Source organism: Paenibacillus sp. ACRRY (assembly GCF_022346995.1).
Taxonomy (GTDB): Bacteria; Bacillota; Bacilli; order Paenibacillales; family Paenibacillaceae; genus Paenibacillus.
This window is the reverse complement of record NZ_JAKRNM010000002.1, coordinates 59,007-84,577: the sequence shown is the minus strand read 5'-3', so window position 1 is coordinate 84,577 and position 25,571 is coordinate 59,007. Positions and strand designations below refer to the sequence as shown.

The 25,571-nt window shown below is 48.2% G+C and carries 22 protein-coding genes; 4 read left to right on the top strand and 18 right to left on the bottom strand.

Annotated features, from left to right (window positions below; translation table 11 throughout):
• Positions 1-48: 48 nt before the first annotated feature.
• The 11 genes from ptsP to MH144_RS09560 all read right to left on the bottom strand — a co-directional run bounded on the left by ptsP (position 49) and on the right by MH144_RS09560 (position 13,730).
• Positions 49-1,761: a phosphoenolpyruvate--protein phosphotransferase gene (gene ptsP, locus MH144_RS09610; RefSeq protein WP_095289546.1), complete on the bottom strand. Its 1,713-nt coding sequence runs from the start codon at positions 1,759-1,761 to the stop codon at positions 49-51.
• Positions 1,754-2,029 carry an HPr family phosphocarrier protein gene (locus MH144_RS09605; RefSeq protein WP_036617010.1) on the bottom strand — a complete coding sequence of 92 codons (276 nt, stop codon included), beginning with the start codon at positions 2,027-2,029 and terminating at the stop codon, positions 1,754-1,756. The genes ptsP and MH144_RS09605 overlap by 8 nt, the downstream gene beginning before the upstream one ends.
• Positions 2,030-2,107: 78 nt before the next feature.
• Positions 2,108-4,162, bottom strand: coding sequence for a glucose-specific PTS transporter subunit IIBC (gene ptsG, locus MH144_RS09600; protein ID WP_239299393.1), 2,055 nt, complete (start codon positions 4,160-4,162; stop codon positions 2,108-2,110).
• Positions 4,163-4,450: 288 nt separating this feature from the next.
• Positions 4,451-5,305, bottom strand: a complete 855-nt coding sequence (gene glcT / locus MH144_RS09595; protein ID WP_343226055.1) for a glucose PTS transporter transcription antiterminator GlcT — start codon at positions 5,303-5,305, stop codon at positions 4,451-4,453.
• A gap of 166 nt (positions 5,306-5,471) precedes the next feature.
• Positions 5,472-7,019 (bottom strand): flotillin family protein, encoded by a 1,548-nt coding sequence (locus tag MH144_RS09590; RefSeq protein ID WP_239299389.1) that lies wholly within the window; start codon positions 7,017-7,019, stop codon positions 5,472-5,474.
• Positions 7,020-7,071: 52 nt separating this feature from the next.
• Entirely contained in the window at positions 7,072-7,608 is a 537-nt protein-coding gene (locus MH144_RS09585; RefSeq protein ID WP_239299387.1) for an NfeD family membrane protein, read from the bottom strand.
• A gap of 214 nt (positions 7,609-7,822) precedes the next feature.
• Entirely contained in the window at positions 7,823-8,986 is a 1,164-nt protein-coding gene (locus MH144_RS09580; RefSeq protein ID WP_239299385.1) for an iron-containing alcohol dehydrogenase, read from the bottom strand.
• Between the two features lie 91 nt (positions 8,987-9,077).
• Positions 9,078-9,665, bottom strand: a complete 588-nt coding sequence (locus MH144_RS09575; RefSeq protein WP_239299383.1) for an MSMEG_1061 family FMN-dependent PPOX-type flavoprotein — start codon at positions 9,663-9,665, stop codon at positions 9,078-9,080.
• A gap of 278 nt (positions 9,666-9,943) precedes the next feature.
• Positions 9,944-11,542, bottom strand: coding sequence for a UDP-glucose--hexose-1-phosphate uridylyltransferase (locus tag MH144_RS09570; RefSeq protein WP_239299382.1), 1,599 nt, complete (start codon positions 11,540-11,542; stop codon positions 9,944-9,946).
• A gap of 15 nt (positions 11,543-11,557) precedes the next feature.
• Positions 11,558-12,547: a UDP-glucose 4-epimerase GalE gene (gene galE / locus MH144_RS09565; protein ID WP_095359770.1), complete on the bottom strand. Its 990-nt coding sequence runs from the start codon at positions 12,545-12,547 to the stop codon at positions 11,558-11,560.
• 1 nt (position 12,548) lies between these two features.
• Complete coding sequence (locus MH144_RS09560; RefSeq protein WP_239299381.1) at positions 12,549-13,730, bottom strand: galactokinase; 1,182 nt, start codon at positions 13,728-13,730, stop codon at positions 12,549-12,551.
• Between the two features lie 153 nt (positions 13,731-13,883).
• On the opposite strand from MH144_RS09560, the gene MH144_RS09555 reads away from it, so the two are divergent.
• Positions 13,884-14,873 carry an AraC family transcriptional regulator gene (locus MH144_RS09555; protein ID WP_239299380.1) on the top strand — a complete coding sequence of 330 codons (990 nt, stop codon included), beginning with the start codon at positions 13,884-13,886 and terminating at the stop codon, positions 14,871-14,873.
• A gap of 126 nt (positions 14,874-14,999) precedes the next feature.
• Here MH144_RS09555 and mgrA read toward each other — a convergent pair whose 3' ends face one another.
• The 6 genes from mgrA to MH144_RS09525 all read right to left on the bottom strand — a co-directional run bounded on the left by mgrA (position 15,000) and on the right by MH144_RS09525 (position 20,239).
• Positions 15,000-16,007 carry an L-glyceraldehyde 3-phosphate reductase gene (mgrA, locus tag MH144_RS09550; RefSeq protein WP_239300531.1) on the bottom strand — a complete coding sequence of 336 codons (1,008 nt, stop codon included), beginning with the start codon at positions 16,005-16,007 and terminating at the stop codon, positions 15,000-15,002.
• Positions 16,008-16,089: 82 nt separating this feature from the next.
• Positions 16,090-16,830: an NAD-dependent protein deacylase gene (locus MH144_RS09545; RefSeq protein ID WP_239299379.1), complete on the bottom strand. Its 741-nt coding sequence runs from the start codon at positions 16,828-16,830 to the stop codon at positions 16,090-16,092.
• A gap of 30 nt (positions 16,831-16,860) precedes the next feature.
• Complete coding sequence (locus MH144_RS09540; RefSeq protein ID WP_239299378.1) at positions 16,861-17,637, bottom strand: HAD family hydrolase; 777 nt, start codon at positions 17,635-17,637, stop codon at positions 16,861-16,863.
• Between the two features lie 29 nt (positions 17,638-17,666).
• Positions 17,667-18,431 (bottom strand): alpha/beta fold hydrolase, encoded by a 765-nt coding sequence (locus tag MH144_RS09535; RefSeq protein ID WP_239300529.1) that lies wholly within the window; start codon positions 18,429-18,431, stop codon positions 17,667-17,669.
• An 89-nt stretch (positions 18,432-18,520) separates the two neighbouring features.
• Complete coding sequence (locus MH144_RS09530; RefSeq protein WP_239299377.1) at positions 18,521-19,186, bottom strand: bifunctional 2-keto-4-hydroxyglutarate aldolase/2-keto-3-deoxy-6-phosphogluconate aldolase; 666 nt, start codon at positions 19,184-19,186, stop codon at positions 18,521-18,523.
• Positions 19,187-19,273: 87 nt separating this feature from the next.
• Positions 19,274-20,239, bottom strand: a complete 966-nt coding sequence (locus tag MH144_RS09525; protein WP_239299376.1) for a sugar kinase — start codon at positions 20,237-20,239, stop codon at positions 19,274-19,276.
• 221 nt (positions 20,240-20,460) lie between these two features.
• On the opposite strand from MH144_RS09525, the gene MH144_RS09520 reads away from it, so the two are divergent.
• The 3 genes from MH144_RS09520 to ilvD all read left to right on the top strand — a co-directional run bounded on the left by MH144_RS09520 (position 20,461) and on the right by ilvD (position 23,872).
• The gene (locus tag MH144_RS09520) at positions 20,461-21,501 is read left to right on the top strand and encodes an acyltransferase family protein (protein WP_239299375.1); all 1,041 of its coding nucleotides are present in this window, start codon (positions 20,461-20,463) and stop codon (positions 21,499-21,501) included.
• 122 nt (positions 21,502-21,623) lie between these two features.
• Complete coding sequence (locus MH144_RS09515; RefSeq protein WP_095289530.1) at positions 21,624-21,875, top strand: KGG domain-containing protein; 252 nt, start codon at positions 21,624-21,626, stop codon at positions 21,873-21,875.
• Positions 21,876-22,186: 311 nt separating this feature from the next.
• A complete protein-coding gene (ilvD, locus tag MH144_RS09510) occupies positions 22,187-23,872 on the top strand; it encodes a dihydroxy-acid dehydratase (RefSeq protein WP_239299373.1) in 1,686 nt (561 codons plus the stop codon).
• Positions 23,873-24,006: 134 nt separating this feature from the next.
• Here the strand turns inward: ilvD and MH144_RS09505 are convergent, their stop codons facing one another.
• Positions 24,007-25,431 carry a polysaccharide deacetylase family protein gene (locus MH144_RS09505; RefSeq protein ID WP_239299371.1) on the bottom strand — a complete coding sequence of 475 codons (1,425 nt, stop codon included), beginning with the start codon at positions 25,429-25,431 and terminating at the stop codon, positions 24,007-24,009.
• Positions 25,432-25,571: the final 140 nt, after the last annotated feature.

The following is a 25,571-nucleotide window of genomic DNA, read 5'->3' as shown; positions in this document are numbered from 1 at the left end:
ATCGGAAAAAGAAAAGACCTTAAAATCCAGAGGAAAACCCTCGCAAAATTACGCTTTGATGCTTTGAACCAATTCAACCACTTGCTCAGCAGTTTGCATGTCCAGAGCTTTGGCAGCCAGTTCCTGCATGTCCGCACGGGAAAGCTTGGTGATCTGACTACGAGCTGGCAGGATGGATGTTGCGCTCATGCTGAACTCATCCAGTCCGAGACCAAGCAGCAACGGAATTGCTGTTTCGTCTCCCGCCATCTCTCCACACATACCAACCCACTTACCTTCGCGATGTGCTGCATCGATGACCATTTTCACCAGACGCAGAATAGCAGGGTTGTATGGTTGGTACAGATAGGATACACGCTCGTTCATACGGTCAGCTGCCATTGTGTATTGAATCAGATCGTTCGTTCCGATACTGAAGAAATCAACCTCTTTGGCGAATTGATCTGCAAGAACTGCAGTCGAAGGAATTTCGACCATGATTCCCAGTTGGATGCTGTCCGAAACAGCAATCCCTTCAGCTACCAGCTTCTCCTTCTCTTCGAGCAGGACCGCTTTCGCTTCACGGAACTCACCCAATGTTGCGATCATTGGGAACATAACGCGCAGGTTGCCATGTACGCTTGCACGCAGCAATGCGCGCAATTGTGTACGGAAAATATCCAAACGGTCCAGACACAGACGAACTGCACGGAAACCAAGGAATGGATTCATTTCTTTTGGCAGATCCAGATATGGAAGCTCTTTGTCTCCACCGATATCGAGTGTACGAACAACAACAGGTTTGCCTTCCATTTTTTCGAGTACGGCTTTGTAAGCATTGTACTGAATATCCTCGGAAGGAAGTTTGTCTCTGCCCATATACAAGAACTCGGTACGATACAGGCCTACAGCCTCTCCACCGTTCTCCAGAACACCGGTAACGTCATTCGGCGTACCAATGTTAGCTGCCAGTTCCACATGAACGTTATCCACCGTTACGGTTGGTTCGTCACGCAGTTTTCTCCACTCAGCACGTTGTGCGTCATATTGTTCCTGTTTGGAACGATACTCAGCGATTACCTCATCTGTTGGGTTAACCAGAACATGACCGTCCAAGCCATCAACGATGATCATATCACCTTGTTTAGCTTGAGCCAGGATGTCTTTGGTTCCCACAACAGCCGGGATTTCAAGAGAACGAGCCATGATTGCAGAGTGGGAAGTACGTCCGCCAATGTTGGTTGCAAAACCTTTAACATATTGACGGTTCAATTGAGCTGTATCGGAAGGCGTCAGATCCTCAGCCAGCACAATTACTTCTTCGCTGATCTCAGCCGGACTCATGAAGTCGATACCAAGCAAGTGATTCAGCACACGTTTAGTAACGTCACGCATATCTGCAGCACGTTCCTGCAGGTAAGCACTCTTCATGTTTTCGAACATGGAGATAAATTGCGATGCCGTTTCGTTGAGTGCAAATTCTGCATTCACTTTTTCATCAGCAATTTTTGCTTTTACCGGATCAATCAGTTCCGGGTCATTCAGAATGAGCAGATGGGAAGCAAAGATTTCAGCTTTCTTCTCGCCAAGCTCTTGTAAAGTACGCTCTTTGATCGCCTCAAGCTCAGACTGGGACTTGCCCAGTGCTGAGTCGAGTTTTGCGATCTCTGCGTCAACGTCGTTGATTTGGCGTTTTTCTACAGAGTAATCAGGATGCTCCAAGATAAACGCCTTGGCGATAGCAATACCCGCCGAAGCCGCGATCCCGGAAACATTAAGCATTAATTTCGCCCAGCCCTTCGTTAACCATAACGTCAGTCAGAGCTTGAAGAGCTTCAGCTTCGCCTTCGCCTTCAACGATGATGCTGATCGTGTCGCCTTGTTCCAATCCGAGGGACAGAACGCCCAGGATGGATTTCAGTGTTACTTTTTTACCGTTAGCTTCTGCAAAGGATTCTGCACCTTTGAATTTGTTAGCTGTATTAACCAGGGCTGTCGCCGGACGTGCGTGGATACCATCTTCGTCTGTAATTCTGAATGTTTGTTGCATTACAATCATCTCACTTTCAAGTAGTTTAATTTAGGCATTGCATATATTTACACTTGCTTGCCATTGTCGGAACACTTCTTATTTTATCTCAATGATTGGCTGATCGCCAATTTTCAGAACTCCACTCTTCTTCAGGGTCACCGTGGAGCCTTCTGGCAAGTTGGTGAAAATCACTGGCGAGATGATGGATGGAGCGTTAGCTCTCACATACTCCAAATCCACTTCCATAATCGGTTGACCGGCCGATACCAGATCACCTTCCTGCACAAGCACGTTGAAACCCTGACCTTTCAATTTCACCGTGTTGACACCTATATGAACCAGTACTTCCTTGCCGCCGTCTGACATGATACCGACAGCATGTTTGCTAGGGAATACGTTAAACACTTTACCGTATACAGGCGAAGTAATCTTGCCATCATGCGGCAGTACAGCGAAACCGTCACCTGTCATTTTCTCGGCAAAGACCGGATCAGGTACGTTTGTGATATCCATCAATTCACCGTTAACCGGCATGACGATATCTTCAGCAATAATGCTTTCGCCTTCTGCTCCCGCTGCCTTCTCCTCTTCAGGAGTAGGTTTAACATCAGCAGCTGGTGCTGGTGCCGGGGTGCGTCCTGCAATGATGTCCTGCATTTGGGACTTGATTGTATCTGAACGTGTACCGAAAATGGCCTGTACATTATTACCCACTTCAAGCACGCCAGATGCACCTAATTGTTTCAAACGATCTTTATTTACATTGGATTTCTCATTTACTTCAATCCGCAAACGAGTGATACATGCATCCAGATGTTTGATATTCTGTTGTCCACCGAAGGCTTCCAGAATATTGTGTGGCAGCTCGTCAGTTGAACCTGATCCTCCACCTGAGTTTGTTTCAGGTGTTGCTTCTTCGCGACCTGGTGTTTTGAGGTTGAACTTGCGAATGATCATTCGGAATCCGAAATAGTAGATCACGGCAAGAATCAAACCGACGATAATAACGTCCCACCATGGAGTGCGGTTCGGGATGATCCCGAAAATCAGGAAGTCAATGAATCCACCGGAGAACGTCATCCCGATTTTGACACCCAGAATTTGCATTGTCATGAAAGACAAACCTGCGAAGATACAGTGTACCGCAAACAGTATTGGCGCCACAAACAGGAACGAGAATTCAAGTGGCTCTGTAATCCCTGTAAGGAACGAGGTCAGCGCAGCTGAACCCATGATCCCTGCAACATACTTTTTGTGCTCCGGTCTTGCTTCATGGTACATCGCAAGTGCCGCAGCCGGCAAACCGAACATCATGAACGGGAATTTACCCACTTGGAAGGTTCCCGCCGTAAGGTTTACACCATCACGCAATTGGTTGAAGAAGATTTGCTGGTCCCCACGAATAACGTCTCCAGCTTTGTTCACATACTCACCGAATTCAAACCAGAATGGAGAGTAGAAAATGTGATGGAGTCCAAACGGAATAAGAGACCGTTCTACAACTCCGAAAATGAATGCCGACAGCGTCGGACTCGTATCCACCATGAAGTGAGATACAGCATTCAGTCCACTTTGGATAGGTGGCCAGATAACTACCAGAAGTAACCCGAGCAAGAGGGAAACAACCGAAGTGATAATCGGAACAAAACGTTTACCTGCAAAGAACCCAAGGTAAGACGGCAGTTCGATTTTGAAGAACCGATTGTAACACAATGCTGCGGCTATACCAATAATGATACCTCCGAACACACCGGTACTCAGTGTTGGAATACCCAGAATGCTGGCATAACCCGGTACTTCACCGATCATTGCTGGTGTTACACCAACGGCTGTACCCAAAGTGACATTCATCACCAGATAACCAATAATGGCCGCAAGACCTGCCACACCTTCGCCTCCGGCTAGCCCAACGGCTACACCTACTGCAAAGAGCAATGCCAGATTGTCAAATACGATCTGACCTGCGTTCATCATGATCGTCGCGATTGAGTTCACCCAAGGAGTATCCAGCGCCGTTACATATTGCAAAAAGTCCGGATTCACCAGCATATTACCGATTCCGAGCAATAAGCCCGCTGCTGGTAGAATGGCTACAGGAAGCATAAGAGCTTTACCTACTCTTTGCAAGACGCCAAAAAGCTTTTTAAACATCGCGTCGTATTCACCCTTTCGTCTAAGTCTGTATGTCGTGATGCAAGCAAGGGAAATCAAAAAAGGCATAAGCTAATAAAGCGAATTGTGCCAACCTTCGGGTATAGCATACCCTGTATAAGGTAAGAACAATCACACTCTAGAAACTCATGCCTGATCGAGTCAGTAACACGTCGCTTATGTTTTTTTCAGTTGCTTGATTACGGACACCATTGTAGCATCACTTCCAAAACAGTGCAAGCCTTTACACTAAATTTCTCCGGATGCAAATCCAGCTGTGGGAATATTTCACTTGTTCTCTTCTTCTTTCCTTTGATTCAGACGTTGAAGATGGATAGTTAGATATCCCACCTCTGCTGGATAAACGGGAAGATTCAATCTTTTTTCCATGACTTTGGTCAGCTTCCATGCAAGCGAGTACATTTCGGGGTACTCCAACTTGAGCAAGGAATCGAGCTTATGAAGCTCTTCCACCTTGTCCCCACGACGCACACGTTCCAAAGCAAACCGAAGATGTGTAAGCAGACGTGAATAGTCCAGCGACTCCGTTTCAAACGAATAATCCAACTGATCCGAGACGATTCCTACCAGGTCAGTAATCAGCTGTGAATGTTCGCGTACTTGGGATATGTTCTGGTTGGTCATGGCACTGTAGATATGCAGCGCTATAAATCCAATTTCATCCATGCCCAAATCGACGCCGAGCTTCTCCTTAATGAGGCGAACGGCGTAATCTCCCATCCGATATTCTTCCGGATAGATCTCACGGGTTTCATATAGAAATGGATTTTGAATGACTATGCCCTGTTCTTTGCGTTTAAGCGCAAAAGAAATATGATCAGTCAATGCAATATGAATATGTTCATTAAGCGGAACATCCGTACGCTCTGCAATATACGTAATGCATTCGTTAATAATCTCGATCAATGCCTCATCCACTTGCGGAAGAAGCTGTTTGTACTGCTCTTGTTCCTGCTGGTTTTTCAAAATGAACATCTTCTCCACAGCCATCAAGGGAATGATGTCACCGGTTTTCCGGTTGAAGCCAATGCCTTTACCGATGACAACGACTTCTCCATGTTCAGGATGCTGTGCAATAATTACATTATTATTTAACGCTTTGTTTACATGCAGGCTGCTCACTGTTTGCACCTCTTTTTTCATACCATCTGGAATGTGATTTCGTCACATCCTCGTAATGAACGAAAAGACGTCCGGTGCGGGCAAACCGCGCCGAACGTCTCGCTTAAAAAGTAACAAAAAATCACGTTAAGGTCAATAGAGCTTCATGCTTCGTTCAAACGTAGTCTTAATCCTCTGCTCCAGTTCTTTCCACAATTTTATCAATCACAGATGGAGTCGTTGGAGTCTCGCTTTGCTGAATAGCGACAGGTGCTGGTGTTTTGGACTTGGTCAAACCTTTAATTAACTGCTCTACATCAATGCCCGATACGCTTTTCAGCATCTCAGGAGCTGTAGACATCAGTTCAGTCACATAGTTACTTACACGTGCTGCACCCTCACCCTTACCTGTATCTACCACGGTCAATTTATCAATGGATGAGATTGGCTCTGCAATTTTACCAGCAAGCTCAGGCAGCATTTTGACGATGATATCCAGTACCGCTGCCTCGCCAAACTTCTGGAATGCTTCCGCCAATTTTTCCTTCGCTTCGGCTTCCGCCAGACCGCGCAGACGAATGACTTCTGCATCCGCAGTACCTTTGGCCCGTTCTGCATCTGCCACAGCCTGACCTTCAAGCCGTTTTTGTTCGGCTGTTGCTTTGGCTTGGGTCTCGATGGAGTATTGTACTGCATCGGCTTCGCGCATTCTTTTTGCTTTATCCGCTTCGGCCGCCTGCTCGACAGCATAACGATCTGCTTCCGCTTTTTTCTTCACTTCCGCATCATACTGCTTCTCACGTACGGTAATTTCTTTTTCCTTCAGGTCAATCTCACGTTCTTTACGCACGAGTTCAACTTTCATCTGTTCTTCAACAACCGTCTGTTTCGCACGTGCTTCCTGGATATGGTACGCTTGGTCCGCTTCGGCCTTAGCTGTATCCTGGTCGCGCTTAAACGCTGCCACTTTCAATTCCTTCTCTTTGGCTGCTTCGGCGATATTGGTATCACGGAGCAATTCCGCCTTTTGTCCTTGCTCTTCCGCATTCGCTTTTTGAATACGTGCATCTCTCATTGCTTCGGCTTCCGCAATCTCCGCATCCCGTTTTACGGCAGCAATTCTTGGCTTACCGAGGGCGTCCAGATATCCTTGTTTGTCACGAACATCCTTGATGGTAAAAGATACGATCTGCAGACCCATCTTTTTCAGATCTCGTGCAGCCACACCTTGAACCTCTTGCGCGAATCGATCCCGGTTCCGATAAACTTCCTCCACAGTCATGGTTCCGAGAATGGCCCGCAAATGCCCTTCCAGAACTTCCTGCGCTTCGCCTCGTAACGCTTCAACGGGTTTACCAATAAATTGTTCGGCTGCTGTTGCTACATCTTCCACAGCACTACCAACTTTGATAATCGCAACACCGTCCGCAATAACCGGAACACCTTGTTCCGTATATACTTCAGGTGTAGATACATCCAGCTTGTGAGACAGCAAGGAGATAAATTCGGATTGCTGAAACACAGGCCAGATGAAAGCACCACCGCCACGTACGATTTTAATCTTGCGACCGGACTCATCTTCGGAAATATTTTTATTACCCAGGAATGAACCCGTAACGATCATCGCTTCATCGGGTCCAACCGTCTTATACCTCGCCCAGAAGGCCAAACCAAGAACCAGAATGACACCTACAACAATTGCAGGAATCAATAACACATCCATATTCCATTCCATTCCACATCTCTCCCCTTATTACGATGATGACAAACAACTTCTCTCGTTCTACTCAAACGTCTTTAAGTACATCTTCATCCCATTCCGCCACACGAAGCACACCTTCTGTTATGTCCACTACCACTACACGCGCACCCGCCGCAATAGGGCGATGTTCGAAGCTGGACGCGGTATGAATCGTGTTACCGGAAGCAACACGGATCATGACCTCACCGAAACCCTTCTCAGGTACTGGAATCGTAATTTCTCCGATTTTCCCGGATAGTTCCTTCATGGAAAATGCAATGGAAACCTCACTGTTCCGCATCGGCTTGATATAAGCAAAGAATACCAGCATGGCAGCAGCAATACCTATAAGCAGGGATAAGATAAGACCCGCAATGGCACTTACCGAGCTATAACGCGTCAACATGATACCAGCTCCGCCAAAGGCTGTAATGGAACCAGCAAGTACAACAGGTTTGAGAAAATCAATGCCTGGCATTTCAAAGGCTCCATCCAGCAATCCGTCAATCAAATCACCCAGCACCAAACTGACGACTGCAAATATGGCTCCTCCGATTAGACATCCCCAATAGATGGACTCCATTCCCCGTTCCTCCTCTCTTCTGCCGTAACACCTAACTCACTGGGCATTCCTCATGTAAATAAATACGTAGCTACCCTCAAAAAGTTTCAAATTCTTTCCTCATTTGTATTCCAGACCCGATAATGGTTATTTTACAGGACTATTCACGCAAAAAGACCGCAAATCTCCATATTGTGGAGATTTGCGGTCTTTATTAATAATTGAATGCCCTTTATTACAGAGAAGCCTTGTAAATGGACACAACATCTTCACGCTGCAGCTTCTTGAAGTTACCAAATGGGCCAAACAGCATTGCCTTGTCAGCCATGATATCAATCTGGCTGTCGTCAATGTCATAGTCAGCAAGACGACTAGGCGCGCCAATGGACGTCCAGAACTTGCGTAAAGCTTCGATGCCTTCCTCGGCTACCTGTTTGTCCGATTTGCCTTCAGGATTCACTTCAAAGACATTAATAGCCAATCGTTTGAAACGATCCACGTTTACGTCCAGATTGTGTTTCATCCAGTTCGGGAACAGAATGGCAAGGCCCCCGCCGTGCGGGATGTCATATACAGCAGATACGGCATGTTCGATATTGTGAGTTGCCCAGTCACCGGCAAGTCCCATGTTCAGTACGCCGTTCAATGCCATCGTACCGCAGTACAGAATGGTTTCGCGCAGCTCGTAGTTTTCCAGATCCTCTACCAAACGAGGTGCTGCATCCATAACGGTACGCAGAATCGTCTCACAGAAGCCAAGTTGTACTGGCGTATTGGCATCCAGGTGGAAGTAATGCTCCAATACGTGAGACATCATGTCAACCATGCCGTATACAGTCTGATCCAAAGGCACGGTATATGTATTAACCGGATCAAGGATCGAGAACGCAGGGAATGAATACGCACTGCCCCAGCCCAATTTTTCCTGTGTATCCTGATTGGTAATAACGGAACCCGAGTTCATCTCGGAACCTGTTGCTGCCATGGTCAGCACCGTACCAAGTGGAAGTGCATCCTGAGCAACCGCTTTGCGCTGAGCAAAGTCCCACATGTCGCCATCATATTTCGCACCTACGGCAATCGCCTTGGCGCAGTCGAGCACACTACCGCCACCTACGGCGAGAATCAGCTCGATGTCCTGAGTCTTGCAGATGTCTACTCCCTTATGGACAGTCGAAAGACGCGGGTTAGGCTCCACGCCTGCCAGTTCTGTAACTTCTGCTCCGATTTCCTTAAGCAATCCGATCACTTGATCATACAGACCACTTCGTTTAATGCTGCCGCCGCCATATACAAGCAATACCCGTTTGCCGTACTTCGGTACTTCAGTTTTCAACGCTTCCAGTTGTCCTTTACCGAAGATCAGACGGGTGGGGTTATAAAATTGAAAAGATTTCATAATCTATGTCGCCTCCATTGGAGTTAGAATGTTTGTGCAACTCCAATTATAGTACCCCGATTTTATAAAAACAAATCCATAGTCACTCACTTTATAACAAGCCGTTGATCTGCAGATGGGCACGGAACATATCCATCGTCGAAGGCAAACTTTCCTTGTCCACCCAAGTCTCGGAAGACCACAATCCCGCCTGCTTGAAGGCTCTCGGGCAATGGATAAAGCATTCATTCACGTCTACAATAACCGCTGCCCCTATCGTTTTCCCCGTCCAGCCCATACTATTAATAAATTCCTCATCCTTCGTAATAGAAGCAGTTCCATTGATGCGTAATACTTCGTTCATGCCTGGGATGAGGAAGAGCATGCCCACCCCAGGATTGGTTAGGATGTTTAACAGCGAGTCAATTCGGCGATTGCCTGGACGTTCGGGGTAGACCAGACGATGCGGATCAAGAACCTTCACGAAACCTGCTTCGTCTCCCCGGGGGGATGCATCACTTCTACCTTCCCCATCGGAACTGGACAGAAAAAACAGTGGTGACATGGATAAAAAATGTTCAACATGGGAGTCCACAAACGATATCGCTTTGTTTCTCACGTGCTCATGAGGCTCACCTACCATGTTTTGCAGTTCTGCTGCGTCGGTGATTAGCGGTATGTTCAGTGGCTTCTTTTCCATTTGTTCGTCCCCGTTTCCTATACTTCATTTATTTTATCAACCTGTGATAATCATTCTCATATTATACAATGAACCCCCAGTCTCTGCCATGTCCATGTGTTTATTGCTCATGATGGAAAGATACTTTTGTTATATAAGCGCTAATGACCATCGAGCCATCTACACAAGTAGTTGCAAGATTAATGATTTATGTATAGAAAAAGGATAGACGAGCATTCCTGCTCGCCTATCCTTTTTAATTATTGCGATAGCATGATAGCTACTGAAGAAGTTTCCACTTATTCAGTATATCCCATGCTTTCAACGAACCGGCGGAATGCCTGACGTCCCGCCTCATCATATTTGTAAACCCCTGCATGCTCCAAAATCTCGGAAAACTTAAGGCCTACTTCCTGCTGAATCAGAGCAACGGCCTGTTCCTTGTCCAGGCTGGAACCAAAACGTTCTTTCAGTTCTTCCGCCCAGCGAAGATGCTGGTGCAAAACATGATCAGAAGCCTGGGCAGCTTCCGCAAGCTGAGTATCCCCTGCAAGAATATCGGCGATTCCGTCCAGTTCTTCTTTTAACCGCCCTGGAAGAATCGCAAGCCCCATGACTTCGATAAGTCCGATGTTCTCTTTTTTCAAATGATGCATTTCACGGTGTGGGTGGAAAATCCCCTCCGGATGCTCTTCATTCGTACGATTGTTGCGGAGAACCAGATCCATCTCGTAACCACCGTCCGCACTACGACGAACAATCGGTGTTACCGTATTGTGAGGTACTTGCTCTCCATCCACCTCACTGAACGCCTGGATCTCTACAGAAGGGTCACTGTACAGTTTCCACGCTTCATACACGGCGTTACCCGCTTCGAGCAGCTCCGCTGGATCATGTGAAGCGAGTCGAAGAACGGACATTGGCCATTTTACCAGACTCAGGGTAAGCCCTGGTGCATCCGCATGACGGAACACCGCTTCAGGTTTTGCATTTTGAATGGCAAACGTATGGCGTCCGCCCTGGAAATGATCATGAGTCAGGATTGAACCACCCACGATTGGCAGATCTGCATTGGAACCGATAAAATAGTGCGGATACTCGCCTACGAAGGCAAGTAGTCTGCGCAACGTATCTTTTGTCAGCTTCATTGGCACATGATCATGATGGAAAATGATGCAGTGCTCGTTATAGTACACATATGGCGAGTATTGGAAGAACCATGGTTCACCGTTTAATTCCAGCGGAATAACACGCAGGTTTTGACGAGCCGGATGATTTACTCGGCCAGCATAGCCTACATTTTCCCGGCATAATTGACACTTCGGATATACCGGCGGCGGAAGCAGTTTGGCCATGGCGATTTCCTTCGGACTTTTCTCCGGCTTGGACAGGTTAATCGTAATTTCCATATCGCCATATGGCGTTTCCTGCGTCCAGTATACATTCTTCGAGATCCGGTCCATACGGATATAGTTGGAGTGAATCGACAGCTCGTAAAACTTCTGTGTGGCGGCTTCGATACCTTCTGTTTGCTCTGTGTGGCGGAACGCGCGAACCACCTCAGATGGACGGGCCATCAGCTGACCCATAATTTTCGCATCCAGCAAATCACGGTACGTATCCGTATTCTCCGGAATGAGTCCAATTGCATAACCATAGTCAATCAACGTATCCAGCAAGGATTGCGGTCCATCCGGTACAATCTCGTTCAACGCTCCATCGTAGGGCTCGGAAAATCCGAACTGTTCCAGCAGAAGGTTGCGGCTATAATCCCAATCCGCTTCTTCAATCAGTTTGTTCTGCAAGGCAAATGCAACCAGACGTTCAATGGCATGCAGTGCTTCCTGCTGCTCCGGTGTCCGGTCTGTGGTGCCTGCAGCATTATGGGTCTGTGACATATTGATGTTCGCCTCCTAGTTTTTTCCGTAGCCGTTAGGATGAGATTGGTGCCAGCTCCAGGCACTCTGAATGACATCTTCCAGATTGGTCCGTGTCGGATTCCAGCCCAGCACGGATCTTGCTTTGGCAGACGATGCGACCAGAACAGCCGGATCACCTGCACGGCGCGGCTCCTGTACAACCGGGATATCCAGTCCGGTCACTTTTTTCGCAGTTTCAATAACCTGTTTAACCGAGAACCCTTGACCGTTACCCAGGTTAAACACGTTGCTGTTCTCCCCTTTGCGGAGATAATCTACTGCACGCAGATGCGCATCTGCCAAGTCGCTCACGTGAATATAATCTCGGACACACGTTCCATCTTCTGTCGCGTAGTCATCGCCAAACACGGCGATGTGTGGACGTTGTTTCAACGCGGTTTGCAGGACCAGTGGGATCAAGTGGCTCTCCGGCTGATGGTCTTCACCAATTTTGCCGCTATCATGTGCTCCAGCTGCATTGAAGTAACGCAGGGACACATATTTAATCTCCTGTACTTTGTCAAACCAGGACATCATGCGTTCCATCATCAGTTTCGTTTCGCCATATACGTTCGTAGGTTCAGTGCGGTCGCTTTCTTCGATTGGCACTTTCTCAGGCTCGCCATAAGTGGCGGCTGTAGAAGAGAATACGATCCGGCGCACATTGGCTGCGTTCATTGCTTCCAGCAAACACAACGTACCGAACACGTTGTTGTCATAATATTTAACCGGATCCTTCATGCTCTCGCCGACCAGGGAATTGGCCGCAAAGTGAATGACTGCATCAATGGAGTTCTCAGCGAACAGTTTTGCCAGAAACGCCTTGTCACGCAGATCTCCTTCATACAACTTGCCGCCGAGCAATGCTTCCCGATGCCCAGTCTGCAAATTGTCCAGTACCACGACTTCCTCGCCGCGTTCCAACAAAGCCGCTACCGTATGCGAACCAATATATCCTGCTCCACCTGTCACCAAAATTGCCATTTTACTTCGCCTCCTTCAATTCTTTGACACCGTCGCCCACTCCGCACACATAGAAATCTCCCTTGAGACTTGTACGTGCTTCATACGCTGCTCCCACTTCGCGAACAAAGCGTTCTACATCATCCTCATGTACCAGTGACACCGTGCATCCACCGAATCCGGCTCCCGTCATACGTGCACCGAGTGTTCCTGGAATGCGCTGCGCCTCCTCTACCATTACGTCCAATTCCTCGCAGCTTACTTCATACAGATAGCGGAGCGATTCATGGGATGCATTCATCAGCTTGCCGAACGTTTCCAAATCGTTATTACGCAGCGCTTCAACCGATGCAAGCACACGTGCATTCTCTTCCACGACGTGCTCGGCACGCTGTCTTACCTTTTCATCCTTGATGTGATCCTGTAGGGTTACAAATTGCTCCGGCGTCAGTTGCGCCAGATAATCAAGTGCAGGCAGCTGTTCCTTCAAAATGGCAAGTGCCTGCTCGCACTGGGAGCGCCGCTCGTTATAGGCCGAGTCTACCAGACCGCGACGTTTGTTCGTATTGCCGATGACCAGCTTATAAGAGCCTGTGCGGAAAGGTACCTTCTCATATTCAAGCGTATCACACATCAGCAGAATGGCATGATCCTCTGCACCGTTAGCTACGGCGAACTGATCCATAATGCCGCAGTTGACGCCAACGAACTCGTTTTCTGCTTTTTGGGACAGAAGCGACAACTGTACTGTATCGATATCAGATATACCTTCCATCGACTGAATCGCATACCCGGTAAGCACCTCCAGCGATGCGGAAGAGGATAGTCCGGCACCGTTCGGAATTTCACCATGGTACAGGAAGTCATATCCTTTCGTTACCTTCACGCCTTTAGCTTGCAGTTCAACCATGACACCAACTGGATAATCTGTCCACTCCCCTGTTTTCTCCTTGCCGATCGAGGACGTGTCCAGCACGCCTTCATAGGACATATTGGTGGAAGCCAGCTGCAATTTGTCGTCCTTCCGTTCCCGGATAACAAGTGTTGTACCAAATTCAAGCGCTGCCGGAAGCACGTACCCACCATTGTAGTCAATATGTTCCCCGATTAGATTCACACGTCCAGGAGCATGGAATACACGGAGACCCGCTTCACTCTCTCCGTACTTCTCAATAAACTTTTGTTTCAATTCATGTATGTTCATTGCTGCTGCACCTCATCTCAATGTTGTTGTTTTCTTAAGGTTATTATACAAGAAAGCGGTACCTCTTGAAATGAAACCATGTGTGTTTCATATGGATAAATGTGACCTTCCGTCATATAATGGAAAGAACATCACAGAAAGAAGGAACGGCACATGATTGATCAACCCAAGGAACATTCAGCAATAGATCCGATAAAAAACACACAGGAATCCTCAGGGAAAAGTGGAGCAAAGACGTACTCGGTTGCATCCAATCCGGTCTATTATGAAAAGGGGCCATTACATGTCCTTTTTGCTGGCGCAAGCCAGACCCTTCCGGGTCATGCTCTTGGCCCAAAACTATACGATTACTATCTGCTTCATTATGTAGAAAAGGGCGCTGGTACATTCCGCACCGAACTTCATACTTACGAATTATCCGCAGGAGATTGTTTCCTCATTCATCCCGGGCAGCTGGTAAGTTACCAATCTGATGCCCGCCGCCCCTGGGAATATCGATGGATGGCCTATACAGGCAGCCAGGCTGGGAAACACACGGAAGAAGCGGGTTTTCGTCCGGAAAAATCCGTTTTTCATGCCGGGCCGTCCTGCGGGATTGCTGATTGGCTATCCGTCATGCAAAATGCATTTGCCGAGCGCAAAGAAAGCTCTCATTTTACATCCATCGGTACGTTATATATGATTCTAGCCGAAGCCCAAAATCACCTTTCTCAGGGACAAACCCTGATTCCTGGTGAATCTTCAATTAGGCGGACCGTAAAACAGATGATCCAATACATGTCTACCCAATATGCCCACCCCGTCTCCATTGAACAGATGTCAGCCAGTCTCGGCTATAACCGCGCTTATCTGTCCCGGATTTTCAAGCAGGAAACCGGTCTATCCCCGGTCACGTATCTGCTGAAGCTCCGCATAGACAAGTCACGGCAGCTGCTGCGTGAACGTCCGGATCTGTCCATTGAGCAGGTATCCGCATCCGTAGGACTGCCAGATGCCCTGTATTTCTCCAAACAGTTCAAACGTTTCCACGGAGAAGCCCCGACTCTCTATCGGGAAAATATTCTCTCCAGACCCCAAACTCCGAGGCCTGGCATGACTCAACCAAACAAAAATGATCAACTCACGTCAAGACCAAACGTATAGATCAACGTCTGTTTACTTGGGTAATATGAGTGCAAATTAGTGAAAATGAAAAGAAGATGCATCTGCCATCACGGCTGATATGCACCTTCTTTTTTTCATTTATTATAGCTTTTCTCAGTCACATGCTTATTTGTCATGATGTTCCGGACTAAGAATGGATTCAATTCGCTCAAGCTCTTCCGATGAGAAGTCCAGCTGATTAAGCGCGGCCACATTCTCCTCGATCTGCGATGTACGGCTTGCACCGATCAATGCCGACGTTACCCTCCCGTTTCGGAGAACCCAGGCGAGCGCAAACTGAGCCAGACTCTGACCACGAGCTGCAGCAATCTGATTGAGAGCACGGACTTTGCGCAGCGTCTCAGGAGAGATATTGTTCTCGTTCAAGAAGACGGATGGTCCTTTTGCACGAGAATCTTCCGGAATGCCGTTCAAATACTTGTTCGTCAGTACCCCCTGTGCTAATGGACAGAAAGCAATGCTGCCTGCACCGTACTCATCCAGCACATCCTGAAGCCCATCTTCGATCCAGCGATCCAGCATGGAATACTTCGGTTGATGGATCAGTAGAGGTGTACCCAAACCTTTCAGAATTTCAGCAGCCTGTTTCGTCTGCTCTGCCGGGTAATTGGAGATGCCCACATAGAGCGCTTTACCCGAACGAACAATATGGTCCAGAGCCATCATCGTTTCTTCCAGCGGCGTTTCAGGATCATAACGATGTGAATAGAAAATATCAACATAATCGAGCCCCATGCGCTTCAGACTCTGATTCAGGCTGGATACCAGATTTTTGCGGGAACCCCATTCGCCATACGGCCCGGGCCACATATAATATCCCGCTTTGGTGGATATCACCAGTTCATCCCGATAAGGCTTCAGATCCTGTGCCAGCACCTGACCAAACAGCTGCTCTGCAGAACCTGCGGGCGGACCGTAATTGTTGGCAAGATCGAAATGCGTAATGCCCAGATCAAAGGATCGAGTAATCATGTTTCGACCATTCTCCGCATTGTTGATGCCGCCAAAATTATGCCAAAGCCCAAGTGAAATTGCCGGAAGTTTCAGTCCAGAACGTCCAACACGGTTATATTTCATCGTTTCATAGCGTGTATCGCTGGCTAAGTAGACCATCATGAATCCCTTCTTTCCCCAGGTTCCGCTTCCTGCACTCGAGTTCGAGCGCGGGAGAAGGCGGTTATTTCAGACAAACCGTTTAACCAAGAAGCTGGTCCACCTTAATCATTACCTCGCCGATCGGCTCAGTAATCAGCAAATCTGCCTGCCGGTCATATGCCGTTGGCGTGGCATTCAGTAATACGGTATGTTTTCCCCGAAAATACGTAATCAGCTGTGCAGCAGGATGGACGGTCAGTGAGGTACCACCGACCAGCAGCAGATCGGCAGAAGAGATAGCGTCCACAGACTGGTATAGTGTGTTCTGGTCCAATTCCTCTTCATACAGCACAACGTCAGGCTTAATAACTCCATGACAAGCTGCACAGCGGGGAACCGCATCCTTCGACCGGATGATGTCATTCAGCGGGTAGAAACGCCCGCAATCCATGCAGGCATTCCGGTGAACGGACCCATGCAATTCGAGCACGTTGGTGCTGCCTGCTTTTTGATGCAGCCCGTCAATATTCTGGGTAATGACCGCCTTCAGCCGACCTTCCTGCTCCAAACGTGCAAGGAGCCTGTGACAACCGTTGGGTTCGGCATCGGGATGAAGCATTTTGCCCCGATAGAAATCATAGAAAATATCGGCATGCTGATCGAAAAAGTGACGACTCAGCAATTCCTCCGGCGGATACGGAGAATGCTGCTCTGTCTGATATAGGCCCGCGGCAGAGCGGAAGTCGGGAATCCCGCTTTCGGTCGACGTTCCTGCCCCTCCGAAAAAAACAATATTGGAACTTTCCTGAATCCAGGAAGCCAGCTGTTCTACCCCGTTCATCCTCTCTCCTCCTTAGCGGAATAATCCCGTTCAGGCACCATCCGGACTCACCCGGATTTCGTGATAATTCCCAATAACGACATCCGCATCCTGTAAATGTACTGCTTCTTTCCCAAGGGGACAGAAACCAATGACATGCGAAACTCCGGCGTTCAGTCCCATCTGCATATCCCCGTTACTATCACCTATAACGATGGCCTGATGAGGATGAATATGTAATTCATGACATGCCAGTTTGACTGTTTCGCCATTCGGCTTGCCTAAGGTAACGCGGTCACAGCCTACGATGGACGTAAAGAAGGAGCGAATCCCCATCCATTCTAAATGCTCTTCTGCTGCGGGCGTGCTGTCCGAGGTTACCACCGCCACCTTGATCGAAGCGGCTTGGCAGCTCTGCAAAAAGGAAACCAACCCAGGCATAGGCTCGGCCTGCCGTCTGGTACGCAATTCCTGCATGGCTGAATTAGAGAGCTCGCGGACTGTTGTAATCGCATCATTCCATGGCATGCCTGCCGCATACAACTGTCCGGCCATGAGCCCGGTACTCTCATCTACAGTAGCGATGGCCAGCGGACCCTGCCTGTCATAATCAACAATGTGTCCTTGGCTGTCGTGGACCGTACCAAGTACCTTGCCTTTTTCCACCGTAAAACCAGCTCCCATGCCTGACAATACGGCTTCCAATTGATTCAGCAAGGAATCGGCCCACGGTCCCCATAATTGCAAAAATTCAAGCAGTGTCCCATCCTTATCAAACAAAATGCCCTGGCAGGGAATCTGCAGACCCTTTACTTGAAGTATGGCCATAACCTAGCCGCGCCTCCTGGCAGATGTATTTATTCGATACCTTCGAGCCATTCGGTAACCGCCTTTACCGTTTGAGACAACTGCTCTTCGCCCGTAATTTCAGGTTCTCCGTCACCACTCTGGTGCCCATAGTCACCGAACTGCGAATGGTTCCCTCCTTCAATCGTGTAGTACACCGTGTCTTCCGGCAGATAGGCACGGCCGTTCTGGTATTTGGTCGCATTGACAACTTCATCATTGGTACCCAAAATGGATAGCGCCTGAATTCCCAATGATTTCACGCTGCCCTTTTGATCCGGATAGGACGCCAGGAAAAAGATACCTTGGAGGGCGTCCGGATGGGATGCTGCATAACGGGCAGCCATGGATCCACCCAGTGAGTGTCCACCCATGACAAATGATTCCTCCGGATAAGCATTACGAATATCATCTGCCAGATTTTGTTTCAGCACTGCCAGATTGACCGGCATTTTGGCAATGACGGTATGGTGTCCGGCTTCTGCCAACTCGTGAGCCAGAGGAGCATAACTTTCCGGTTTCACCAAACCACCCGGATAGAAAATAACACTAATCCCTTCAGGTTTGTCTGGCATAAAATCAATCCAGTTTTCCTGTACACTCACCGTAACCTGATCCGCTGTTTCCATAGCCTTTTGGGCCATTTCCTGCGGTCCGTACGGGGTGAATAGCTTCCAGGCAACAAACCCGCAGCCAATGACAATGAGCGCCAGAAGTACGAGCAGAAATTTTCCGATGCCCCTCTTCTTGCGCCCTGTATTATACCGGTTCCTCAACTTCAATCACCTTTCTTCACTTACCGCAGGTGCTGCGGCTGTTGGGAATAAGAGCTCTACTGAACCTGCTCTTATCCCCCGCCTTGCATCTATTCAGCTTTTGCCTTACGGTAAGTATCCATATATTGTTCCGCCTTGCGGCGAACATGACTTAAATCCCCTGTTTTCATCGCTTCGGAAGTCAGGTCGGACCCGATCCCCACGGCTACGGCTCCTCCCTTGATCCAATCGCCCAGATTGGACAAGGATACCCCGCCGGTCGGCATAAAATTCGCTTGAGGCATAGGCCCTTTCATCGTCTTGATAATGGATGGATCATACAGATTGCCTGGGAACAACTTCACAATGTCCACACCAAGCTCAAGCGCACGTTGAACATCGGCAATGGTCATGACGCCTGGCAGGATCGGAATTCGATAGAGATTGCAGATCTGTACGGTATCCGGATTCAGCGATGGTCCGACAACAAACTCAGCACCTGACATGATTGCAGCTCTTGCTGTCTGGGGCTCAAGCACTGTTCCTGCGCCTATAATGGCAAACTTTTCGGGATCCTGTGTGTTCCAGTGGTAGACACGGCTCAGTTTCTCGATGGCTTTAAGTGCACTGGGAACCGTCATGGTAATCTCAATCACTTTGATTCCGCCGGCTATGGCTTGCTCGGCCATGGCAATGACCTGATCGGCAGAGTCTGCCCGAAGTACGGCGACTACCCCGTTATCTGTTATTTTTTGCAGCAGCTGAAGCTTCTTCATTTCATTCTCTCCCTTATCAATGTGGTTGTTTATTACAAGCCTTACAATTGAAGAACGAAGATGAGACTTACATGATATCAGCAGCGACTAGCGCTCAACATGGGCAACGTTGTTCAGCTTGGCCTCGACTTGCTCCCACGTCGGAAGCGCCTCCCAATCACCAACGGCCTGTATTACCATGGAGCCGGTTAAATTACCCAACCGGGTAGCTTCCTGCGGAGAGTATCCCTTGAGCAGGCCTGATAGGAAACCTGCACAAAATCCATCACCCGCGCCAACCGTATCCAGCACATGATCCGCCTTGAAGTACGGAACTTCCGTTAGGGTACCATTCACCAATACATAGGTCAAATCCGGTCCGCCCTTTACGATTGAGATGGCATTCAGGGCTGACAAACGCTCGAATATCTTCTGCTCATCCTGTTCGTCATACAAAAGCTTCATCTCATCCAATCCTGGCAAAAAGTAGTCAGCCTGCTCTGCCAGACGAAGCAATACCGGACGAGCCTGCTCTACTGACCAGAGTTTAAGACGCAGATTCGGATCAAAACTTACTTTTACACCAGCCTGCTTGGCTATATGTATGGCAGCTTCCACCGTAGATAATCCCGAAGGGCTTATAGCGGCAGTAATACCTGTAACGTGCAAAATATGAGCCCCGGCAATATAGTCCGGATCAAGATCATCCGGAGTCATGGCACTTGCAGCGGATAGTTTCCTATAATAATGTACAGAGGATTTCCCGGAAGCGTTCTCACGAATCATCAGACCTGTCGGCTCTGCATCACTCAAGCGTGCTCTGGATACATCTACACCCTCACCACGAATGGCTTTTAAAATCATGGTGCCGATGGGATCCTGGCCCAAGCGCCCAAACCAACCACTTGTATGGCCCAAACGGGACACACCGATGGCCAGATTGCTCTCTGCGCCGCCAAACGACTTGTCCAATGAAGCCGCGTATTCAAGACCTCTTGTATCCTTGGCTGTCAGCAAACCCATACTTTCACCGAATGTAACAATTTCAGGACTTTGGCGGGTATTCGTTGACATCGTTCTTAGCCTCCTTAAATTTACAATTCCTCATCTTCTTTTCCCATTGTCATCCTCTATGCAACCGTTGTCAATCCCGCTCGTTCATTTTGTTGTCACAGCTCCGGGAAAGGATAGCGCTTTCTATTGTGAATTATATCACAATGATTACTTCATATCCGTATTACCCTTATGAAAGATACAGATGGCCTCGCCCGTGAGGTCAACAGGAGGGTTACAACATGAACAACCGGACTGGAATCCGTAGTGATCAGGAATCATTTTTTTATAACTTGCGCTTCATGCTTATTGTCTGCGTACTCGTTGGCAATGCTCTTGAACCACTCATTACACGCTTTGCGGGAGCAGAGGCTCTGTTCCTGTGGATATATACATTCCATATGCCGTTATTCGTATGGGTTACCGGATATTTTGCCAGACATGCCCCTCAGGGTGTACCCGGACGCAAAGTACTTAAACAGATTGCACTTCAATACGTTCTGTTTCAATCGTTATATGCTCTAATGGATGTTTCGGTGTTCCACACCCCGCACATGAAACTGTCCTTTTTTGCTCCTTATCTGTTGCTATGGTTTCTGGCCAGCCACTTCTGCTGGAGGCTTCTGCTTAGGGCTACCTTGTCGTGGAAGCCGATCTATCGGCTTATCGCCTCCATTCTGCTGGGAGTAGTGGCGGGTTACTTGCCTGTGGACGGATTTTGGCTCAGCTTCAGCCGAACGTTTGTGTTTCTTCCTTTCTTCATCATCGGTTATGACTATGGGGCGTCCATTCGTTCCTATGTGCGAACAGGTTGGGGGCGTCATGCCGCCGCAATATTATCTGCTGGTCTTTTGATATGGATAGGTTTGGGAGGACTTCAGATCTCCACAGGTTGGCTGATGGGCAGCATGACTTATGCTGAACTTGGTCACCATGAGTGGTATGCCGGAATATATCGTCTTGCAATTTATGCGCTGGAAATGATTTCAGGAGCACTATTTCTGGCCTGGGTACCTTCTCTCACATCCAGACTGACCGATATGGGACGGCGTACACTTTATGTATTTCTCCTGCACGGATTTCTCGTTCGCCTTTTGATCTGGTCAGGAATTTATAATTATATCGAAAGCGGGTTATACATTCCCGTAATAGTTGCCATTGCCGTAATGTTTGCTGTACTACTGGCCCAACCCGCAGTACGTCATGCCTTTCGGCCCATCATCGAACCGGATATCTCGCGGTTTTCCCTGCATCGCCGTGAAATATTCAAACGTTCTGCGTGAATGCTCATCTGTGCCTTATTCATATACTCTCTACCGTAACGGCTTGTTTCAGGCTGAAAGCAACGTGGTAAGTAGGGATACGCGCTACAAAAAACAACTTATCCCTTAAGGAGTGATTTGTAATGGCACGTTCACAGACAGCTGGACAAAAGATGAGTCGCGAGGAAGCAGGCCGATTGGGTGGCAGAGCGACCTCCAAAAATCATGATCGCAGCTTTTACCAAATGATAGGCAAAAAAGGTGGAGAGGCAACCTCGGATGCTCACGATTCCGATTTTTACAAGGAGATTGGACGCAAGGGTGGAGAAGCGACCTCCGAAACGCATACCAAAGAATTCTATCGTGAGATCGGACGCAAAGGCGGAAGCAACTAGCCTTTTGCACCATATCTTATCCGAATAATTAAGAAACGTTATATTGCTGTTAAGGAAGCCGAACTCCATGGAAATGAGTGACGGCTTCTTTCTATTGATTGTAGAAATATGACGACGGTTGTGATAGACTCTATAAAAAACCGGGTTGTTCACGGGTTTAAAGCAGCAAAGAATTTCATAAACTACGGGAAGCTCGAAGCCGACCATGTCGGTTATTTTTTAGAGTACGGATGAAATTAAACGACAGATGCACTGCCATTTATATTTCCATTCATGTTGCTCAATATTATATATTTGGGGGGAAATACACCATGTCAGCCAATAAGATGCGTTCCGATATGATCAAAAAAGGTTTTGACCGTGCACCACACCGGAGTCTGCTCCGCGCAGCGGGCGTTAAAGAAGAGGACTTCGGCAAGCCGTTTATTGCTGTATGTAACTCTTACATTGATATCGTGCCGGGCCACGTTCACCTGCAGGAATTCGGTAAAATCGTAAAGGATGCTATTCGTGAAGCGGGCGGCGTTCCATTCGAATTCAACACCATCGGAGTAGATGACGGAATCGCCATGGGACACATTGGTATGCGCTACTCGCTGCCAAGCCGTGACATTATCGCGGATTCCGTGGAAACGGTTGTATCAGCACACTGGTTCGACGGCATGGTATGTATCCCGAACTGTGACAAAATCACTCCAGGCATGATGATGGGTGCACTCCGCTGCAATATCCCAACCGTGTTTGTAAGTGGTGGCCCAATGAAAGCAGGTCGTGACAGCAATGGTAAGGCCCTGTCCCTGACTTCCGTATTTGAAGGCGTAGGTGCCTTCCAGGCTGGTAAAATCGACGATAAGAGCTTGCTCGAGCTTGAACAGTTCGGTTGCCCAACTTGTGGTTCTTGCTCCGGTATGTTTACAGCAAACTCCATGAACTGTCTGGCTGAAGCGATGGGACTGGCTATGCCAGGTAACGGTACCATTTTGGCTGTAGCTCCTGAGCGTCGTGAGTTTGTTAAACAATCCGCGAAACAATTGATGGAACTCATCAAACTGGATCTGAAACCACGCGATATCGTTACGGTTGAAGCGATCGACAATGCCTTCGCACTGGATATGGCTATGGGTGGTTCAACCAACACTGTACTGCACACTTTGGCTCTTGCTCATGAAGCAGGCATCGAATATCCAATCGAGCGTATCAATGAAGTGGCTAACCGTGTACCTCACCTGGCGAAGCTTGCACCTGCATCCGACCTGCACATCGAAGATGTACACAATGCCGGCGGCGTAAGTGCAGTTCTGAACGAATTGCTGAAGAAACCAGGCGCGATCCACGCTGATTGTATTACCGTAACAGGTAAAACGATCCGTGAGAACGTAGAGGGACAAGAGATTCAGGATACGAATGTTATCCACACGCTGGATAACCCGCACTCCGAAAGAGGTGGCCTTGCCGTATTGTTTGGTAACCTTGCACCGGAAGGCGCAATTATCAAAGTCGGTGCGGTTGATGCTTCGGTTGGCGGTTATCACAAAGGACCTGCGATCTGCTTCGATTCACAGGAAGAAGCACTCGAAGGCATCGCGAACGGCAAAGTAAAAGAAGGACACGTTGTCGTTATCCGTTACGAAGGACCAAAAGGCGGACCAGGTATGCCTGAGATGCTTGCTCCAACTTCCCAGATCGTAGGTATGGGACTTGGTGCCAAAGTCGGTCTGATCACAGACGGACGTTTCTCTGGTGCATCCCGCGGTATCAGTATCGGCCACATCTCTCCGGAAGCAGCAGAAGGCGGTCCAATCGCTTTTGTTGAAGAAGGAGATATCATTGAGCTGGATCTGAACAACCGTATCATCGAACTGCACATCAGCGATGAAGAGTTTGAACGTCGCCGCGCAGGTTGGAAAGGCTTTGAGCCGAAAGTAAAAACAGGCTTGCTGGCTCGCTATTCCAAACTCGTTACCAACGCAAGTAACGGTGGGGTTTTGAAAATTTAATCCCCTGCAATTTTTCAATTGATTTTGCTATCGGAAGCAAAATGCAAAATAAAAGGGTTGCTCCTCTGCCATGATGGCAAGGGAGCAACCCTTTTTGCATTGGTTTACATGCAATCGAATTAAACCTTCTGCTACTAACCTGTTGGTGTGTTTTTCAACTCAGCACCGGCCAGTACATCCGTTTCGGCCTCAATCAAATCTGTTTGCATCTGTTCCGTTGTTGCAGCTACAAGGGCATGTTGTCCGTAACGCTCCATTAATGTAGCCAGCGGCATGGCAATCATTTTTGGAACCAATTGCTCCGATCGCTGTTTCAGCCGCTTGGTTCCTGAAGGATGAATAACACTGAGCAATAGTTTAAGATACACCTTGGAAGCCGAACTGAAAGGTCCAGGCGGCAGATCCTTAACGGTAAATCCGAATTTCTCCGGTCCCCGATTAATCATGCTTACACCGTACACTGCTTTTGCAGAACGGAGTTCAGGGTCCGATGCAATCTGCCGAGCCAGATCGGGAAGCTGTTGTTCCATGGCCCGAATCATACGGATGGCCAGATGCATACTGGAGCGCGAGGTCATCCCAAGCTCGAATAATTTTTTATTATCAAAATGAAGTTCAATAACCGGGTCGCCGTTTCGAATGACTTGCCCTTCGCTCATTTCAACCAACGCACCGTGATATACACGGGATCGATAATGAAGCATAGGGTCTTCCGGCGAAGCTGTCCGCAGATGGTACACCCAGTGGAATAGCTTCTCCCAGCCAAGCCATAAAGCAACCACGATTCGTTTCCATGGGGATAATACGGGCTGAGCTGGACTCGTTTTCTGAGATTCACTCACTGTAATGCCTCCTCCCATCAAGGTATCGATGCGTACACTTTGCAATCCCTGCCGATCGGCCTCTTGCAGAACAACTTCCAGTGCCTGAAGCATCTGCTCGGGTGCATGTGCGTCAGCCCCAAGCGTCGTGCCCCGATCATGCAGCAGCATGACTTCTCCGCCTCTGAGCTCTTTCAGCATGCGTTCCGTCAGTTTCTTGGCTCCGACACGACTTCTCCAATCTTCGAACATGGAGGACCACAGGACAATCTGACGATCCTTTCTGCTGAAAAAATCAAACAGGTTCATAATCCCCCAAGGCGGACGGTAATAACAGGTTCTTACCCCCGTGACTTCCTCTATAATCTGACCTGTTCGCTGGATCTGATTTTTAACCGTACGCGGCCGCATTAACCAGTTTGTTTTGTGGATATAGTTATGGATTCCGATCAGATGCCCCTGCTCATGAATGTGCTGGATAAGTTCCGGGTGACTGGCCGCATGCTCCCCAACCACAAAAAAAGTCGCCTTGGCATCGTATTGCTTAAGCAAACGGAGCAACCTTGGCGTATATACCGGATCGGGACCATCATCGAAAGTTAAAGCAAACTGTGTATCGCTTTTTCCACGCCTGAACACGCGCAACCCAAAGAGCCTGCTGATCAAACTTGGAATAAAGGCGTAAAAAGATGAAATGTACAATGCCCATAAAAATAGGCTCTGAAGTAAATTTGTCATGCTCTGATTCCCCACTTCTCTTGCTGAATGACTGCTCCCATCCAATTACTATGGAAAATAAATCGCCTTTAATTTTATCACAATTTAAACTTTTCTTGAATCCTGTTTTCCAAAAAACAAGTCAATCGTGTACAATATAT

Coding starts and splice junctions, on each gene's coding strand:
- MH144_RS09605 (WP_036617010.1), bottom strand. CDS start 2,029: ATGCAACAAACATTCAGAATTACAGACGAAGATGGTATCCACGCACGT.
- MH144_RS09580 (WP_239299385.1), bottom strand. CDS start 8,986: ATGAAATCTTTTCAATTTTATAACCCCACCCGTCTGATCTTCGGTAAA.
- MH144_RS09520 (WP_239299375.1), top strand. CDS start 20,461: ATGAACAACCGGACTGGAATCCGTAGTGATCAGGAATCATTTTTTTAT.
- mgrA (WP_239300531.1), bottom strand. CDS start 16,007: ATGGTCTACTTAGCCAGCGATACACGCTATGAAACGATGAAATATAAC.
- MH144_RS09575 (WP_239299383.1), bottom strand. CDS start 9,665: ATGGAAAAGAAGCCACTGAACATACCGCTAATCACCGACGCAGCAGAA.
- MH144_RS09545 (WP_239299379.1), bottom strand. CDS start 16,830: ATGAACGGGGTAGAACAGCTGGCTTCCTGGATTCAGGAAAGTTCCAAT.
- MH144_RS09560 (WP_239299381.1), bottom strand. CDS start 13,730: ATGAACATACATGAATTGAAACAAAAGTTTATTGAGAAGTACGGAGAG.
- MH144_RS09505 (WP_239299371.1), bottom strand. CDS start 25,431: ATGACAAATTTACTTCAGAGCCTATTTTTATGGGCATTGTACATTTCA.
- galE (WP_095359770.1), bottom strand. CDS start 12,547: ATGGCAATTTTGGTGACAGGTGGAGCAGGATATATTGGTTCGCATACG.
- ptsG (WP_239299393.1), bottom strand. CDS start 4,162: ATGTTTAAAAAGCTTTTTGGCGTCTTGCAAAGAGTAGGTAAAGCTCTT.
- MH144_RS09525 (WP_239299376.1), bottom strand. CDS start 20,239: ATGTCAACGAATACCCGCCAAAGTCCTGAAATTGTTACATTCGGTGAA.
- MH144_RS09555 (WP_239299380.1), top strand. CDS start 13,884: ATGATTGATCAACCCAAGGAACATTCAGCAATAGATCCGATAAAAAAC.
- MH144_RS09590 (WP_239299389.1), bottom strand. CDS start 7,019: ATGGAATGGAATATGGATGTGTTATTGATTCCTGCAATTGTTGTAGGT.
- ilvD (WP_239299373.1), top strand. CDS start 22,187: ATGTCAGCCAATAAGATGCGTTCCGATATGATCAAAAAAGGTTTTGAC.
- ptsP (WP_095289546.1), bottom strand. CDS start 1,761: ATGCTTAATGTTTCCGGGATCGCGGCTTCGGCGGGTATTGCTATCGCC.
- MH144_RS09540 (WP_239299378.1), bottom strand. CDS start 17,637: ATGGCCATACTTCAAGTAAAGGGTCTGCAGATTCCCTGCCAGGGCATT.
- MH144_RS09530 (WP_239299377.1), bottom strand. CDS start 19,186: ATGAAGAAGCTTCAGCTGCTGCAAAAAATAACAGATAACGGGGTAGTC.
- MH144_RS09570 (WP_239299382.1), bottom strand. CDS start 11,542: ATGTCACAGACCCATAATGCTGCAGGCACCACAGACCGGACACCGGAG.
- MH144_RS09585 (WP_239299387.1), bottom strand. CDS start 7,608: ATGGAGTCCATCTATTGGGGATGTCTAATCGGAGGAGCCATATTTGCA.
- MH144_RS09515 (WP_095289530.1), top strand. CDS start 21,624: ATGGCACGTTCACAGACAGCTGGACAAAAGATGAGTCGCGAGGAAGCA.